The sequence below is a fragment of the Actinokineospora cianjurensis genome (assembly GCF_003663795.1).
GTDB classification, from domain to species: Bacteria; Actinomycetota; Actinomycetes; order Mycobacteriales; family Pseudonocardiaceae; genus Actinokineospora; species Actinokineospora terrae.
Genome location: NZ_RCDD01000003.1, coordinates 368758 through 385510 on the forward strand (window position 1 = coordinate 368758; position 16753 = coordinate 385510).

Sequence of the window (16753 nt, forward strand, 5' to 3'; positions counted from 1 at the left end):
GGGTAGTGGCGGGTGGGGCGGAGCCCGCGGGGGCGGTGGGGGTCACCGACTACTCGTTCGCCACGTGGAACATGCAGGGGGCGAACTACGAGGGGATCAGCAAGTGGGGCACGGACCTCGACACGATCCTGGGGGTGGTGCCCCTGGTGCAGTCGTACAACGTCGTGGCGTTGCAGGAGGCGGGGTCGCTCGGGGACATCGACCGCGGGGCGTTGGCCTTTCCGCCGCGGTGGGCCTGTCAGCACCACGTGAAGGGGTTGCGGCGGGCGCGCAGGTGCATCTGGCTCATCGAGGTGAACGGGGTGACGTACCCGCGCACGCTGTACTTCGTGGAGTCCGAGGACCGGGAGCTGACTGCGGGCGACCAGAACCGGAAGGACAACCTCGCGTTCGTCGTCAAGCACGCGGCGGTGGACGTGGTCGACTGGGACTACCTGCCGCCGGTGCGGTCGGATGAGTTCCACGACGGCGATCGCGGGCTGTTGCAGTTGACGCTGGCCGATGGGACGACCATCCACACCGCTCACGCGGACGCGAGTCCGCCCGGTGCCAACGCGGGCGCACTCGTCACCAAGGTGCGCGCGGCGAACACGGGCAAGAACTGGGTGCTCCTCGGCGACTTCAACATCGAGCCGAAGTACCTGCGGCCGCTGCTGGGCCCGACCGAGCGGCTGAGCGCGACAGCGGAGCGGACCATGCGGCCGAGCAGGAAGGTCTACGACTACATGATCTGGTCCGACCGACGCACAGCGGACGTCATGAAGGCGAAGGTCGTCCCGGACCGCGTCGTGGCCGGGAAAACCATCCTCTACCGGTCCGACCACCACCCCGTCCGGTTCGCCAAGCAGAACTGAGGTGCCCATGTCGCCCACGAGGATCGCCGCGCTGGTCGCCCTGCTACTGGCAAGCGCGCCACCGGCGCACGCCAACAGCCAGCTCTACCGGTACGGCCCATACAGTGCACAGTGGACTCCCCAGGGCGGGTCCGCGCTGTGCCTCACACACACGCCCCCACCCGAAGGACTCACCATCGCGCAGAAGTGCGTCGGCGACACCGATCGCCAGGGGTGGCTGTTCACGCAGTCCGACGACGGTCGGGGTTTCGTGGTCCAGAACGGGGACAGCCACCGCTGCCTGCGGACCCGGGCGGGATCCGAGCAGGTCGGTCAAGCCGTCTGCGACCGCGCGGCGCCGGAGCAGTACTGGACGGTCGCCAGCCGCGACTCCGGCCGGACCACGAGCGTATGCGCAACCGACGGCAGGTGCCTCACGGTGCTGGATCCCTTGGCGCAGCAGCCTTTCCGGAACATCGCGTTGCGGGCGAGCACGGCGGCGGTGCGGGACCGACAGGGGTGGACGATGGTCGCCACGGGCCTCGGCCGGTCCCGCTGAGCCGCTAGTTGCCGACCTTGATCGCCCGGTAGGTCACCGGCGCGAAGGTCTCCGGGACCACCGCCAGGTGCGGCAGGTAGTCACCGGTCACCACGACCGGCCAGCCGTTGACCGCCGAGGCGATGGTCACCTGCCGCACGCCCGCCTGGGCCGCCCCGGCGTCGAGGTACACCCGCCACCGCTGGTTGCGGGTGTCGGTCGGCAGCGCCAGCAACGGCTGCACCTTGACCGGCGCGCTCGGCGCGACCCTGGGCAGCACCCAGCCCCGCAGGTCCTTGGTGTGGATGACGTACTCGGCGCCGCCCTCACCCGATCCTGTTGGCACGAAACGCCACCGGGTCGCTCTCGCCGAGGACCCGAGACCGATCGTGCCCCCGCGTTCCACGAGCGCGGAACCGTTCGCCGCGCGCAACACCCAGACCCCGGCGAGGGGATCACCCACCGCCGGTTGGGCGACCGCCGAGGTCGGGGTCGTGACGACCCCGACCGCCACCATGAGCGCGAACGCCACCGCTGTCCACTTTTTCACCGCACGTTCTCCTCGATCTGGCGCCACCTCTTCCCGGCCGCGCTCCGCCCCCGACATTCACCACTCCACCACCCCGCACGCCTCCCGACGCCCTCGATCACCCGATCGAGGCCCCGGTCAGCGGTCGACAGCGGGACCGGTGGCGTGCCGGTAGGCCAACTCAGCCTCGGTCGCCCTTCCCTGCTGGGACAACAGGTCACCCAGTTCGCGGTATGCCAACGCCCACCCGGGCAACGCGCGCAGCGCGTCCCGGTACGCCTGCTCCGCCTCGTCGGCCTTGCCCGCCGTGCGCAGGACGCGACCGAGTTCGAGATAGGCCGACTTGTCGTCAAGTCCGATGGCCGCCCGCAACTGCTCGACAGCACCGTCCAGGCGCCCGAGTTCGGCGAGCGTCGAGGCCAGCGCCCGCCGGGCCGGGCCGGACTCCGGCATGAGCTCGACGGCGCGCTCCAACCACCACTCGGCCCGGGCGTACTCGCCTCGTCCGTGGTGACCGCGGCCCACGCCGAGGTACCCGACGCCGTCGTCGGGATCAGCCATGAGGTAGTCCCGGTAGTGCGCCTCGGCCTCGTCGAACCGCTGAAGACCGAGCAGGGCCTCCCCCCGGGTGTAGGTGGCACGCCGGTTGTTCGACTTGATCCGCAGCGATTCACCGGTCTCGTGCTCCGCGGCCACGAGGTCGCCGCGCGCCCACGCCAGCTCACCGCGCAGGAACCGGACAGTCGCGTCGGCCGGGGCGAGCCGCACCGCGTGCTCCAGCGCCGTCTCGGCCCGGTCCCAGCCACCGCCGTGGAACCCGTCGCGCCGGTACCGGCATTCGGCGATGCCGACGTGCGCGGACACGAGGTCCGGATCGAGGTCCAGCGCGGCCTCGTACGCGGCGACCGCCCGATCGCACTCCCCACCGCTGCACAGCAGGTCGCCCAGCAGCGAGTGCGTCCCGGCGACCTCGGGGGCCAGTTCGACGGCCCGTCGACAGGCCGCCAGCGCGTCGTCCGACGGCCCGGACCCGTACCGCAGCAGGTCCACGAGGAGCAGCTGGATCGTCGCGGACGTGGGGTCCAGCCGCGCGGCCTCCCGGTAAGCCGCCTCCGCCGCCTTCCACTCCCCCCGCGCCTCCAGTACGCCGCCCAGCTCGACGTGCCCGGCGACGAGGGTCGGGTCGAGCCGCACCACCTCGCGGAACTCCTGCTCGGCGCCCGCCAGGTCCCGGCGCAGGTTCAGCACCCCACCGAGGTCGAGGCGCGGGTTCGGGTCCGCTGGGTCGAGCCGGATGGCCTCCCGGAGCGCGGACTCGGCCTCGTCGAGGCGACCCAGCGCGACCAGCACCTCACCCAGCAGCGCGTGCGCCAGCGGCGAGTCGGGGTCCTGCCGCGTCGCCTCGGCGTAGGCGTGTTCGGCCTCCGGCAGCCGGTCGGTCCGGTCGAGCAGCTCACCGAGCGAGATCCACGCCTGCGCGTTGCCCTGGTCCATGGCGATCGCGGCCCGGATCTCCGCCTCGGCCTCGGTCGCCCTCCCCTGGTCCAGGATCGAGTCGCCCAGCCCGATCCGCGCGGACTGGTTCAGCGGGTCGATGGCCAGTGCGGCGCGGTAGTGCGCCTCGGCCTCGGCGGCCCGGTCCCTGGCGAGCACCACGTTGCCCAGCCCCGTGCGGCAGAGCGCCGAGCCCGGGTCCAGCCGCACCGCTTCCTGGAACGCCGCCTCGGCCCGGTCGTGGTGCCCGCTCGCATACCAGTCGACGCCGCGTTCGGCCCACGCCTCGGCCTGCTCGGACGCCGCGCCGGTGGTCGGGTTGGCGGCCAGGACGTAGTGGTCGGCGGTGTCGGTGCCGCGCTGGTTGGGCTGTGGCAGGCCGAGGCCGACCAGCCTGCGCCGCAGGTGCGGGTAGAGGGCGCTGAAGGTGAGCTGGGCGGGGCCACCGGGGATGCCCGTGCGCACGAGGTCGATGAGCTGGCCGGTGAAGGTGGTGCACGCCGACTCGTCGGACGGGTCGAAGTGCGCGGCGATGCTGGTGGTCGTGGCGGTCAGCGTGTAGCTGCCGCTCACGTGGGTGACGTCGGCGATCTGGTCCGCGCCCGACAGCGCCTCGATCGCGCGGCCCGCGTAGCAGCAGTCCAGCACCACCAGCCGCACGCCTGCCGGGCTGTCGCGCACGGCTTCCTTGACCCAGGAGAACGGCAGCCCGGTGAAGTCCGGGTCCTCCGCCGCGGTGTCCCTGGTGGTCAGGCACAGCTCCCCGCGCGGGGTCAGCTGCCCGTGGCCGACGTAGTAGACCAGCAGCACGTCCTCGGTGTCCCTGGCCAGTGCCCTGAGCTGCCGCGCCAGGTGCCCCGGCTGGACCGGGTCGGCCAGCACCGTGACGCTCTCCGGCGCCCAGCCGCACAGCAGCGGGTCGGTGAGCAACGAGCGCATCCCGTCGAGGCTGTTGCGCGCGGCGGGGATCGGGACGAGCACCGGGTCGTCGTAGGTGGAGACACCGATCAACACGGCACGGGAGCTCGCCACCCGGCCGATGATGGCACAGCCCGGTTCGCCCCGCCCTGTCCCGCGGCGGCGGAACGTCCCGATTCCGCTGATGGCGCGGAAGTTCCGGTCGGGCCGATGTCGGTCGTGCGGGTGCTCACCCGGAAGGTTCCCGGCGCGCGCGGGGTTGATGAAGATCAACGGGCAAGCGGACTGGGGGTCGGGGAATGGCCGGGAGTGGTGAGGTTCGCGTTCTGGGACCGGTGGAGGTACTGGTCGACGGGGTCGTGGTGGGGGTGGGGGCCGGGAAGTTGCGGGCGCTGGTCGGGGCGCTGGCGGTGCGGGCCGGTGAGTCGGTGTCGACCGAGGAGGTGGTCGGGTGGCTCTGGGGTGACGACGCGCCGGGCAACCCGCGGCACACCGTGCAGATCTACGTGATGCGGCTGCGGCGGGTGCTGGGCGCGGAGTCGATCGAGACCACCGCCGACGGGTACCGGCTGATGGCGGCGGTGGACCTGGTCGGTTTCGAGCGGCTGCTGGAGCGGGCGAGGACCGCGGCACCCGCCGACGAGGCCGACCTGCTGCGCGCCGCGGAGGCGTTGTGGCGCGGCGAGCCGCTGGTGGACGTCGACATCGAGGCGCTGCGCGAGCGGGTGGTGCCGCGGCTGTGGGAGTTGCGGCTGGCGGCGGTGGAGCGGCGGGTCGAGCTGGACCTCGCGGCGGGGCGGCACGAGGTCATCGGGGAACTCAGGGCGTTGACCGCGGAGCACCCGCTGCGGGAGCGGCTGTGGGCGCTGCTCGTGCGGGCCCTGTCGCGGGCCGGGCGCGCGGGTGAGGCGATGGCGGCGTACCACCAGGTCCGGGCGGTGCTCGCCGACCAGTTGGGCGTGGACCCCGGACCCGAGCTGCGGCAGCTGTTCCAGGACATGCTCGCCGAGCCACCGGAGCCGGAGCCGGTGCGGGAAAGCGTCTCACGCGTCGAACTGCCACCCGATCTGCCGGATTTCGTGGGGCGCGAGGACCTGGTCGACCGGGTCGCCGAGCTGCTCACGCCCCGGGGCACCGCGATGCCGATCGTGGCCGTCGTGGGTCCGCCCGGGGTGGGCAAGACGGCCCTGGCGGTGCACCTGGCGCACCGGCTGCACGAGCGGTTCCCCGACGGGCGGCTGCTGCTGAACCTGCACGGCTACTCGACCCGACCGTCCACAACAGCCGAACAGGCACTCGCGCAGCTGCTCAGGACCCTCGGGGTGGCACCGGAACGCGTCCCGCTCGAGGTCGACGCCCAGTCGAACCTGCTGCGGTCCCTGTTGGCGGACAAGCGAACCCTGCTGGTGCTCGACAATGCCTCCGGCGCCGACCAGGTCCGGGCGCTGCTGCCCTCCGGCCCGGGGTGCGCGGTGCTGATCACCAGCCGCGACGGGATGCGCGGGCTGGCCGTGACGCACGGGGCGCGCAAGGTGTCGGTCGGCGTGCTCACCGACACCGAGGCCCGGCGGCTGCTGACCGAGATGCTCGGCGCGGCGGTGGCGGCGGAACCGGACGCGGTGGCCGAGCTGATCGCTGCCTGCGGCGCGCTGCCGCTGGCCCTGCGGATCGCCGCGGCCAACGTCGAGGGCAGCATCGACTCCTACGTGCGGGAACTGACCAGGCGCGACCGGCTGCGGGCGCTCACGGTCATCGGCGACGTCGCGGTCAGCGCCGCGTTCGACCTCTCCTACGCCACTCTGACCCCCGAGGCTCGACGGCTGTTCCGCCAGTGCGGGCTGTCGCCGACACCGGATGTCACCGCCGAGAGCGCGGCCGTGATCGCGGGGATCGGCCAGGACGAGGCGGCGGGCCTGTTGCGGGTGCTGGCCACGAGCCACCTGATCGAGCAGACGCTGCCCGGCCGCTTCCAGTTGCACGACCTGCTGCGCCTCTACGCCGTGGAACGCGCCAAGGTCGAGGACTCCGCGGGTGACTGCGAGGACGTGGTGCGGCGGCTGCTGAACTGGTACGTCGGGGTCGCCAACCACGCCGCGGACGTGCTCTACCCGGAGATGGCCAGGCTGGCCGCGCCGCGCGCCACCGGGGCGTTCACCGACAACGGGTCCGCACTGTCCTGGTTGGACGGTGAGCGGGTCAACATCGCCGCCGTCGTGTGCCACGTGACCACCAACGGACCGCACCAACCCGCGTGGTTGCTGGCCGACGCGCTGCGCGGGTACTTCTGGGGCCAGTCCGACATCACGTCGTGGCGGGCGTCGACACGGGCGGGGCTCCAGGCGGCGACGACGGCCGGTGACGTCGAGGCGATGGCCGCGATGCGGTTGAGCCTGGGCACGATGCACGCCAGCCTCGGCGACTACCCCAGCGCCGTCGAGCACTACGACAAGGCGTTGGCCACGGCGGAGGAGATCGGGTCCGACCGGTTGGTGTCCGCGGCGCTGAACAACCTGGCCTGCACCTTGCAGGACCAGGGCGCGCTGGAGCGGGCGGTCGACTGCTACGAGCGCGCCCTGGTGCTGCAGCGGGCCACGGGCACCGAGGCGAGGGTGGCGACGATGACGGTCAACCTCGGGTCGGCGTACTGGGAACTCGGTAGGCTCGGCGCGGCGCGGGGGATGTTCGAGGAAGCGCTGGTGGTGTTGCGCCGCACCAGGTCGCGGCAGGCGGAGGTCGAGGTGCTCGACAGCCTGGCCGGGGTCCACCTCGACCAGGGCGACACCGACCGGGCCATCGAGCACGCGGGCCGGGCGCTGCGGCTGGCCGAGTCCGCCGGTCACCCCCGGCAGGTGGCGGAGGCGCACAACACCCTCGGCGCGGCCACGCTGCGCGTCGGGTCACCGGAGGGCGCCGTCGAACACCACACGCTGGCCCTGGCCAAGGCCCGCGACCTGGGGTTCCGACGGGCGCGGGTGAGCGCGCTGATCGGCCTCGTCGACGCCCACCGCGCGGCCGGGCGCCCGGAAGCAGCCCTGGAGCCGGGCCGGGAGGCGCTGGCGCTGACCGACCGGGTGGGTTTCCGGGGCCGCCAGGGTCGGGCCCTGGTCGCGCTGGGACGCACCTTCCTCGACCTCGGCGACCAAGACCTCGCCGGGCAGCACGCACGGCGTGCCCTGGAGGTCCACCGCGAGACCGGCCACCGGCTCGGGGAAGCGCGCGCGCTGCGGTTGCTGGGGGACGTGCTGGCGGGCGACGAGCCGCGCGCGGCCCACGCGCACTGGCGGGAGGCGTTGGCGTTGTTCGAGGACATGGAGGTCGCGGAGGCGGCGGAACTGGCCCTGGCCCTGGGCTGATCCCCGCTATCACCGGGGTGCTGGCGAACCGATGTCGAGGCGATGGCGGCCGTGGATACCTTGGGAATCGCGTTGCAGCACACGCGATCTGGGGGATCAACGGGGTTCACGACGGCGGCTGCCCCAGCCGACTCTGTTCGTCCACCACCCCTCCCGTGCCGTCGGGTGGACAACCGAAGAGGAGTTACCGTGAGACTGCGCATGGCGCTCGCCGCCCTGCTCACCATGGTCGCGTCCCTGGGCCTTGTCGGCTCGGCGAACGCGGCACCGACAGAGCCCACGTACTCGCCAACGGCGACCGGCGCCCAGAGCTTCCTGGTCGTGCGGAAGAGCGGAGAGCTTGTCCGCTGGGACAAGGCATCTGGCACCTACCAGCCACAGCAGATCGGGACGGGCTGGGGCCTGGACAACACCAAGCTGATCGCGAGCCTGAGCACCACCCAACTGGTCGAGATCCGCCAGAACGGCTACCTGTGGGACTGGAAGTACACCGCGGCGGCCGGGTGGACCGGGTACCAGGTCGGCCCCGGCTGGGGGAGCGTCACCTCGATCGCCGGGCTGGCCACCGACCGGTTCGTGGCCCTGACCGGCAGCACCGGCTACCAGGAGTGGTACTCCCCGGCGAGCAACCACAGCTACCAGGTCGTCGGATCGTACTCCTTCCCCGTCAACCAGAAGGTGATCAGCGGCCTGAGCTTGACGAGCTTCGTCGCGATCGACACCTCGAACTTCGCCCGCCGCTACGTGTGGAACGGCTCGGGCTACACCGCCAACTCCATCGGGCCCGACTGGGGCAACGTCGAACAGATCGCAGGGGTCAACGCCAACCGGTTCGTCACCGTCCGCAACATCAACAACGACTACCGGCTGGTCGAGTGGAACCTCGCCAACGGCGCGTGGACCAGCAACGTCTACGGCCCCGGCTGGGACGACGCCCGACTGCTCGGCTGACACCCTTCCTCGAAGGTGATCAGATCCGGGTAGTCCTGTGAGGAGTGTCCCGGCAGCACCCGCTGCCGGGACACTCGCACGTGGTCAGGTGTGGGCGAGGGCGAGCAGGTGGGCACTGGTGTTGATGAGCAACGGGTCTTGTTCGACGAGTCTGGCGCAGCGCAGGGCGGCATCGATCCGGGCCGCGAAACCGGCGTCTCCGGCGGTGTCGAGGGCGGGCCAGGATGGGCCTTCGATGCCGTAAACCTCGACGTTCTCGAAGGTGGCGGACTCGAGTTCGGTGCGGAGTTCGTCAGCGGTGTGCCAGTGGGTCGCGGTGAAGCCGATGTGGCCGTCGTAGTGGCCGGAGGTGATCACCGCGTCGATTGGAGGAGCCAGGGCCGCGTCCAGGGTGCCGTTCGCGGCGGTTTCCAGGAGGGACAGGTAGCGGCTGATGGCGGATGCGGCGAGGAGGCCGCCCGGGCGCAGTACTCGACGGGCCTCGGTCAGCGACTGGGCGCGGTCGGCCGGGGTGAGGAGGTGGTAGAGCGGTCCGAACAGGAGTACCGCGTCGACGCTGTCGTCCTCGGCCGGGAGTGCGCGGGCGTCGCCGATGTGCGCGGTGACCCCCGGCAGTTCGGCGGCCGCGTCGACGTGCGCGGGGACGATGTCGACGACGTGGACGGCGTGCCCGTCGCGGGCGAGCCACTCGGCGTGCGCTCCTGTGGCGCCGCCGACGTCGAGCACGCGGGCCGGAGTGGTGAGTACGCGCCGGAGTAGTTCCTGGGTGCGGAGGAACTCCAGTCTGCCGTGCGGCGTCCTGGTCAGTCGGTCGCCTTCGGCGTGGGTGGTGTAGTGCCGCACTAGGTCCATGAACCACCTTGGCGACCGCAGGCGTGGTCCGGCAACGCGATTTCGCCGCACTTACTTCATTGTGCGTACTTGATGCCGCTCAAGTCTCGTGGATACGTTGGCCCACGCCAGATACGCCTGAATCCAGGGGGAAATCACCGTGCACAGCTACACGGGCAAGAAGGCCGTCGTCGTGGGTGGGACTCACGGTATGGGTAGGGCAGTTGTGGAGAGGTTGGTCGCTGGGGGTGCGGAAGTCCTGCTCACCGGCAACAACGAGGCCACGGTCGAAGCGGCTCGGCGGGAGGTCGGGGCGCACGTGGTGCGGTCGGATGTGACGAGTGTGGCCGCGAACCGGGAACTGGCCGAGGTCACCGCCGACAGGTTGGGGCGGGTGGATTTCGTGCACTACAACGCGGGATTCGCGATGCTGGACCCGTTCGAGCAGGTCACCGAGGAGTCCTACGACCGCACTTTCGCGGTCAACACCCGCGGCGCCTTCTTCACCGTCCAACACCTGGCCCCACTGATCAACGACGGTGGCGCCGTCGTGTTCACCTCCTCCATCGCCGATGTCGGTGGCATCTCGGCGATGGTCACCTACGCCGGGGCGAAAGCGGCGGTGATGGCCCTGGCCCGCGGCATCGCGGCGGCGTTGCTGCCCCGACGGATCCGGGTCAACGTGGTGGCACCGGGCTTCATCGACACACCGTCGATGGGCGTCCCCGGCATCACCGAGGAGCAACGGACCGCGTTCATGCGCCAGGGCGACGAGATCACCCCGATGCGGCGCCACGGCACCGTGGACGAGGTCGCCGCGGCTGTCCTGTTCCTCGCGTTCGATGCCACCTTCACCACCGGCGAACGGTTCACAGTGGACGGTGGTCTTGGTCAGAACATCGGCCGCTGAGCGGAAAACCCGGGCGGTCAGGTGCGGCGCGGTCGGTACGCGGCGAGGACGAGTGCCAGCCCTGCCAGCAACAGCACCACGCCCGCCCACAAGCCGTGCTCTGCGTCTACTCCGGTAGAGGCCAGATCCGGAGTGGGGCGGAAGCGGGCGACCGGGATGAGGTTCTCGGTCGGGGCGGTCGCGGTGGGGACGGCCGGGTTGGCCGTCGGAGGCGCCGTCGGGGTGGTCGCGCAGTCGGCGGCGAGGGTCATCGTCAGGGGGTCGAGGGGGGCACCTGCTTGGTAGAAGCCCGCGAACGCCTCGGAACTGGTGAGTGCGGCGGGGACGTCGGGCCAGGTCAGGAGGCCGTTGACGGGTGCGGCGGCTGGCGGGGTGAGGCGGGCCAGGGCCACGTCGGGCAGGTTGGTGGGTTGGGTGGGGGCGCCGGGGGTGGCCTTGAGTTCGATGTCGGCGTGCAGGGTGGCGGTTCCGTTGGCGGTCGTCACCCAGGGGTCGGACAGGAGCAGGGTGAAGAAGTGCGCGGGATAGGAGAAGGCGACGGTGCCGCGGTAGCGGGAGGTGAACCGGGTGGGGCTGGTGTAGTCGGCGGAGTCGAAGGTGAAGCGGTACGCGCCGGTGGCGATGCCCGCCGGGTTGGGGACGCCGTCGCGGACGACCTCGTCGAGGGCGGTGATGGTGGCGCCGTTGGTTGCGGTGATGGAGTTGCCGGTCGCCCCCGCCAGGCCGACGCCCACGTACTGCCGGAAGCTCTTCTTGAAGCCCCACACCAGGTCGCCCTTGCGCGCGTTGGCCTGGGTGAGGTCGCAGCCGGGTGCCGTGGTTGTCGTTGTCACCGGTGCTGTCGTTGTCACCGGTGTCGTCGTTGTCGTGGTCTCCTGCACCGCCCGGACCGGGGGCGGCGCAGTGGTGGTGGTCGTGGCGACCGGCGTGCTGGTGGGGGTCAGCACCGCCAGCAGCATCGCGCCGGTGACAAGGGAAACGCTCACGCCTCGACCTTCTTTCGCTTGCGCAGCACGGCGATCACGACAACAACCAAGACGACGGCACCCAGGGCGGCCGCGATGGGCCACCAACCCGGTCCGTCCGTCGCACTCGCGGGCTGCCCGGGTTGGGCCGCGGCGGGGGGAACGGCGGCGGACACCGTCAGCGGGACCGTGCCGACCGCGCCCGACTTCGCGCCGGTGAACTCCAGGGTGTGGGCGCCCGCTGGGACGTCGGCCGGGATCGCGGCCTGATAGGACACCGCGCCCGCCGCGTCGGCCCTGGCCGGGGCCAGGAACAGCGGGTCGGACCGCAGCACGACGGTGACCTGCTCGTCGGCGGCGAACCCGGAGCCGGTGACCGCGACGGTGGCACCGGCGGCGACGGCACCGGCGGCGGCCGAGAGGGTGGCGGACCGGGCGGGCAGCGGCGCGGCGGTGGCGGGTACCGCGTTGGTGCTCGGGGCGACAGTGGGCGCGGGCTGGGTGGCAGGGGGTTGACCGCCGGTGGGGGCGGCGAAGCGGACCGGGGTGAAGGTCTCGTTGGTCGGGTTGACCACGCCGTGGGCACCGATGGTGATGACGCCGCAGGTCACCCGCGCGCAGTCGACCTCGGTGGTGCTGCCGGACCGGTCGACGGCCTTGAACCGGGCGCCGGGGATGATCATCCGGACGCTCCAGGTGCCGTCGGCGGCGACGACCCCGCCGTTCGCGCTGGCCGCGGTGTCGCTGCCGGGGAAGGACACGAACCGCTGGAAGCCGTTGTTGTCCTTGGCCTCGCTGTCCTGCACGTACCGGTAGGTCGACCCGGCGGCGCCACCCCTGCTGGGCTGCCAGGTCCCGTCGGCCACCCAGCCGAACAGGACGTAGATCCCGCCGTGCGCCTTGGGGACGGACTGGAAGCCTGTGCCGCGTACCTCTACGGGTGTGGCGTAATCGGGGTCCGCTGTGGACACTGACAGGCTCACGCGGGCGACCGCTGTCGCCGTTCCCGGCAGTAGTGCGGCGGCGATGAGGGCGGCGGCCGCCACCGCGAGCGTCCTGAAGGTCACGCTTGCTCCTCTCGGGATCGCACGGGCAGCACGACGGGGACGCCGGTGCGCGGGTGCGGGAAGACCTCGACGGGATGCCGGTAGACGGCGCTGAGCAGGTCGGCGGTGCAGACCTCGGCGGGCGGCCCGATGGCGACGAGCTTGCCGCGGTCGAGCACGGCCACGCGGTCGGCGTGGGCGGCGGCGAGGCCGAGGTCGTGCAGGACGACGAGCACGCCACCGCCGTTGCTGGCGTGCCGGTGGGCCAGGGACAGCACCAGTTCCTGGTGCCGCACGTCCAGGGCGGCGGTGGGTTCGTCGAGCAGGATCACCGGCGTGCGCTGCGCGAGGACCCGGGCGAGGGCGACCCTGGCCTGCTCCCCACCGGACAAGGTCGGGTACGCGCGGTCAGCCAGGTGTTCGACGCCGGTGTCGGTCAACGCACTCGCGACGACCGCGTCGTCCTCGTCTTCCGCGTCGGTGCCGCGCCACGGCGCCCGCCCCATCTCCACCACGGACCGCACGTCGAACGGGAACGACACAGAGTTCTGCTGCGCCAACACCCCCCGCCGCCGCGCCGCCTCCACGGCCCGCCACCGCCCCACCCCCTTGCCGTCCAACAACGCCTCCCCACCCGCGACCCCCACATCCCCCGCCAACGCCCCCAACAACGTCGACTTCCCCGCCCCGTTGGGCCCGACGAGCACCAACACCTCCCCCACCCGCAACTCCAGGGACACGTCATCCACCAGCAACGCACCCCCCACCCGCACACTCACCCCCACCGCCGCGATCACGCCCAACCACCCGCCCTCGTCCGATTCCGGCGCGGCAACGGAGACAAAACCCCGCCGATCAACCCCAGCGCCCCCAGCACCGCAACGAAACCACCGACGCCGACAACGCTGCATCGTCGCGACAACAGCGACGCACCACTACCCACCAACCGCCACACACCAAGCCCTCCAGCGACGATCGCCCCCGCCGACTCTCGATCGAATCCGCCCGACCGCCCACCACCAGCGATCACGCCCAATCCCCCGCCTTCGTCCGATTCCGGCGCGGCAACGGAGACGAAACTCCGCCGATCAACCCCAGTACCCCCAGTGCCGCAACGAAACCACCGACGCCGACAACACTGCGCCGTCGCGACAACAGCGACGCACCACCGCCCAACCGCCACACACCAAGCCCCCCAGTGGCCCCCACCGACCCTCGATCGACTCCGCCCGACCGCCCAGCACCAGCGATCACGCCCAACCACCCGCCCTCGTCCGATTCCGGCGCAGCAGCCAGAAGAAGAACGGGCCGCCGATCAGCGCGGTGACCATGCCGATCGGCAGGTCCGCGTACCGCACCGCCGTGCGGGCCAGCAGGTCAGCGGCGGCGAGCAGGACGGCGCCGCCGAGGAGGCTGGCGGGCACCAGCACCCGGTGGCCCGGTCCCACCACCATCCGCACCAGGTGGGGGACGACCAGGCCGACGAACGAGATGATCCCGGCGTACGACACCGCTGCCGAGACGCCGACGGCCACCGCGCAGATCACCACGAGTCGCAGGCGTTCGACGTCCACCCCCAGGTGGCGGGCCTGGCGGTCGCCGAGGGACAGCAGGTCCAGGCGCCGGGCCACCAGCAGCGCCGCCAGGGTCGTGATCACCACCAGCGGCAGCGCGACCCACACGTACGACCAGCGCGCCCCCGCCACCGATCCCAGTTGCCAGAACACGATCTGCTCCCGCGCGGCCTGGTCGCCGATGAACATCAGCAGCGCCACCACCGCGCCCGCGACCGCGTTCACCGCGACCCCGGTCAGGATCATCGACACCGTCCCGGTCCGCCCCGATGACCTGGACAGCGCGTACACCGAGAACGTCGTGACCAGTCCCGCCGCGAACGCCATGCCCGGCACCGTGAACGCACCCAGGAACGTCCACCCGAACACGATCGACAGGCACGCCCCCACCGCGGCCCCCGACGACACCCCCACCACGCCCGGCTCGGCCAGCGGGTTGCCGAAGCTGCCCTGCATCAACGCCCCGCACACCCCCAGCACCGCGCCCACCAGCAGCGACATCACCACCCGCGGGAACCGCACCGCCCACAGCGCGCCCTCGGCGAACGGGTCCGCCAGCGGCTTGCCCAGCAGCGCGCGCACCACGTCCGACACCGGCAGCCCGTACTGACCGGCCCCGGCGGACACCACGGACACGACCACCAGCGCGGCCACCAGCACCGCGAACAGCACCACGACCCTCGTCCGCGCGGTCACGGCGCGTACAACGCCCGGGCGAGGCCGTCGAGGACGGCGGCGGTCTGGGGGCCGAAGCCGAGGACGACGGAGTCGGCCATGTCGACGAACCGGCGGTTGGCCGCGGCGGGGGTCTGGGCCACACCGGGCACGGTCAGCGCGCCCTCGACGCCGCCGACCGAGGCCAGGCCGTTGGTCATCATCAGAATCACGTCGGGTTTGGCCCCGGCCAGCGCTTCCGGGTTGATCGGGCGCATGCCGTCGATGCCCGCCTCGGTGGCGACGTCGACCGCGCCGAGGGCCTGGATGAGGGAGTCGGCGCCGGAGCCCTTGCCGAACAGGTAGTAGACGCCCGCCTGGCCGCGCAGGTAGAGGAACACGACGCGGGGTTTGCGCGCGGGGTCGGTCGGGGCGAGGCGCTTGATCTGGGCGACGGTGTCGGCGATCTCGGTCTCCATGCGCCTGGCCAGCAGCTCACCGGCCTCGGGCACGCCGAGCGCGGTGGCGACGGCGCGCACGATCGGGACGTTGGTGTCCATGGCGCGCTTGGGGTCGACCACGACGACCGGCACCCCGGCGTCGCGCAGTTGCAGGACCGCGTCCCACGGGCCGAGCGTCGTGTCGGTGAGCACCACCGACGGGCGCAGGCGCAGGATGGCCTCGGCGTTGAGCTGGTGCCCGTTGACCGTCACCAGCGGTAGATCTTTCGCAGCGGGGAACCCGGTCGAGATGTCCCGACCGACCACCCGGCTGCCCAACCCGAGCCCGAACACGGTCGCGGCCAGGGTTCCGGACACGTCAAGCGCCAGGACGCGGCTCGCGTCGGTGACGGTGACCGAGGTGTCCTGGAAGTCGGTGACGGTCACCGGCAGCCGCGGTGTCGGGGTGTCGACCGGCACGATGTCGTTGTGCGCCACCAGTGCCGTCGTCGGACCGTGGTACGACCGCGGGTCGGGCAAGGGCGTCAGCGCGGACAGCGGCGGGCGTTCCCCGGCCTGGGCGGGGACGTGTCCGGCGCCGCCGGGCGGCGACGAGCACCCCGTCAGCACGAGCAGCGCGGCCAGCAGCAGGACCCGCATCAGGCTTCACGCTCCTGCAACGCGGCGGCGACGGCGGCCTTGATGCGCTTCTGCTCCCCCGCTGCCCGGGCCTTGGCCCTGGCGCGCAACGCGAGCAGCAGGCACACAACGAGCAGCAAGCACACGGCGACGGCCCAGGGAAGGGCCAGCGCACCGTCGGTCGCGGTCACCTGCGGCAACGGTGCGCCACCGGGAACCGAGGCCGTCACGGCGACCGCGGCGGTCACCCGACCGGCGGGCACGAACCCCACGCTCAGCCTGCGGGTGACGCTCTCCCCCGGCAGCAGCTCCGGGATCGGCTCGACGGCCGCGTCGGTGCCGAACCAGCCGAACAGGCCATCGAGGCGCACGGTGTGGGTCGCGGCGATGCGGGTGTTGCCGGTGTTGGCGACGGTGTAGCTGACGCTCGTCGTCCCCTTGCCCACCGGGTTCGGCGTGCCGTCGTACTCGACCTCCAGGCCGCGGACCTCGACGGCGGGCGTCAGCGTCCCGGCCACGCGCAGGTGCACGCGGGCGCCGAGCCGCCGGTCGACGGTGATACCGGAGCCGGACTCGACGCGCAGCGAGGTGACGACACCGCCGCTGTGGTCGCCGGGGGTGGCGCTCGCGGGGACGGTGACGGTGAACGGGACGGCGACCGTCTGTCCAGCTGGGACGGTCACCGTCGGCGCGTCGAACCGCACCCAGGTGCCCGCGTCGGTGGAGGTCTCGTTGGCGGGCTTGAGGTCGAGCTGCCCGGAGGAGGTCGTGAAGGCGTCGGCGGCGTACACGGCGAAGGTCAGCGCGCGCTGCTCGTGGTTGCTCACCAGCAGCGCGTCCGACAACGCGGCGCCGGGCGCGACGGAGTAGGCGAAGTTGGGCCGGTTCGCGCCGAGGGCGGAGTCGGCGGGACGCACACCCCAGGTGACGTTCTGCGCGGCGGCCAGGCCGGGCAGTCCCAGGGCGAGCAGGACCGCGGCGGTGACCGCGGCGAGGATGCGGGTCATGGTGGGGGATCCAGTCCGGGGAGAGCGGTCGTGGGCGCCATCCGGCGAGGACGGCGCCCACGACCTGGGGA

General features: G+C 72.2%; 14 protein-coding genes. 5 read left to right on the forward strand and 9 right to left on the reverse strand.

The window, feature by feature from the left end; translation table 11 throughout:
- Nucleotides 1–35: 35 nt before the first annotated feature.
- Both CLV68_RS21305 and CLV68_RS21310 read left to right on the forward strand, forming a co-directional pair.
- A complete protein-coding gene (locus CLV68_RS21305) occupies nt 36–854 on the forward strand; it encodes an endonuclease/exonuclease/phosphatase family protein (protein ID WP_121392671.1) in 819 nt (272 codons plus the stop codon).
- A 7-nt stretch (nt 855–861) separates the two neighbouring features.
- Nucleotides 862–1392, forward strand: a complete 531-nt coding sequence (locus tag CLV68_RS21310; RefSeq protein ID WP_121392672.1) for an RICIN domain-containing protein — start codon at nt 862–864, stop codon at nt 1390–1392.
- A gap of 4 nt (nt 1393–1396) precedes the next feature.
- Here the strand turns inward: CLV68_RS21310 and CLV68_RS21315 are convergent, their stop codons facing one another.
- Together CLV68_RS21315 and CLV68_RS21320 are read right to left on the reverse strand one after the other, a co-directional pair.
- Nucleotides 1397–1921: a hypothetical protein gene (locus CLV68_RS21315; protein ID WP_147460094.1), complete on the reverse strand. Its 525-nt coding sequence runs from the start codon at nt 1919–1921 to the stop codon at nt 1397–1399.
- 117 nt (nt 1922–2038) lie between these two features.
- Nucleotides 2039–4426, reverse strand: a complete 2388-nt coding sequence (locus CLV68_RS21320) for a caspase, EACC1-associated type (RefSeq protein ID WP_170224499.1) — start codon at nt 4424–4426, stop codon at nt 2039–2041.
- 221 nt (nt 4427–4647) lie between these two features.
- On the opposite strand from CLV68_RS21320, the gene CLV68_RS21325 reads away from it, so the two are divergent.
- Both CLV68_RS21325 and CLV68_RS21330 read left to right on the forward strand, forming a co-directional pair.
- A complete protein-coding gene (locus CLV68_RS21325) occupies nt 4648–7665 on the forward strand; it encodes an AfsR/SARP family transcriptional regulator (RefSeq protein ID WP_170224500.1) in 3018 nt (1005 codons plus the stop codon).
- A 189-nt stretch (nt 7666–7854) separates the two neighbouring features.
- Nucleotides 7855–8616, forward strand: a complete 762-nt coding sequence (locus CLV68_RS21330) for a hypothetical protein (RefSeq protein ID WP_147460095.1) — start codon at nt 7855–7857, stop codon at nt 8614–8616.
- A gap of 84 nt (nt 8617–8700) precedes the next feature.
- Here CLV68_RS21330 and CLV68_RS21335 read toward each other — a convergent pair whose 3' ends face one another.
- Complete coding sequence (locus CLV68_RS21335; RefSeq protein ID WP_121392677.1) at nt 8701–9468, reverse strand: class I SAM-dependent methyltransferase; 768 nt, start codon at nt 9466–9468, stop codon at nt 8701–8703.
- Nucleotides 9469–9607: 139 nt separating this feature from the next.
- Between CLV68_RS21335 and CLV68_RS21340 the strand changes: the two genes are divergently transcribed.
- Nucleotides 9608–10357, forward strand: coding sequence for an SDR family oxidoreductase (locus CLV68_RS21340; RefSeq protein WP_121392678.1), 750 nt, complete (start codon nt 9608–9610; stop codon nt 10355–10357).
- Between the two features lie 17 nt (nt 10358–10374).
- On the opposite strand, the gene CLV68_RS21345 is transcribed toward CLV68_RS21340, so the two are convergent.
- The 6 genes from CLV68_RS21345 to CLV68_RS21370 form a co-directional block, all read right to left on the reverse strand.
- Complete coding sequence (locus CLV68_RS21345) at nt 10375–11343, reverse strand: HtaA domain-containing protein (RefSeq protein ID WP_121392679.1); 969 nt, start codon at nt 11341–11343, stop codon at nt 10375–10377.
- Nucleotides 11340–12389: a hypothetical protein gene (locus CLV68_RS21350; protein ID WP_246010026.1), complete on the reverse strand. Its 1050-nt coding sequence runs from the start codon at nt 12387–12389 to the stop codon at nt 11340–11342. The genes CLV68_RS21345 and CLV68_RS21350 overlap by 4 nt, the downstream gene beginning before the upstream one ends.
- On the reverse strand, nt 12386–13165 hold the full coding sequence (locus CLV68_RS21355) for a heme ABC transporter ATP-binding protein (RefSeq protein WP_281274683.1): 780 nt from the start codon (nt 13163–13165) through the stop codon (nt 12386–12388). The genes CLV68_RS21350 and CLV68_RS21355 overlap by 4 nt, the downstream gene beginning before the upstream one ends.
- 453 nt (nt 13166–13618) lie before the next feature.
- A complete protein-coding gene (locus tag CLV68_RS21360; protein ID WP_246010028.1) occupies nt 13619–14638 on the reverse strand; it encodes a FecCD family ABC transporter permease in 1020 nt (339 codons plus the stop codon).
- Entirely contained in the window at nt 14635–15696 is a 1062-nt protein-coding gene (locus CLV68_RS21365) for a heme/hemin ABC transporter substrate-binding protein (RefSeq protein WP_121392681.1), read from the reverse strand. Before CLV68_RS21365 ends, CLV68_RS21360 begins: the two co-directional genes overlap by 4 nt.
- Nucleotides 15696–16682: a WxL protein peptidoglycan domain-containing protein gene (locus CLV68_RS21370; protein WP_121392682.1), complete on the reverse strand. Its 987-nt coding sequence runs from the start codon at nt 16680–16682 to the stop codon at nt 15696–15698. The genes CLV68_RS21365 and CLV68_RS21370 overlap by 1 nt, the downstream gene beginning before the upstream one ends.
- Nucleotides 16683–16753 lie beyond the last annotated feature (71 nt).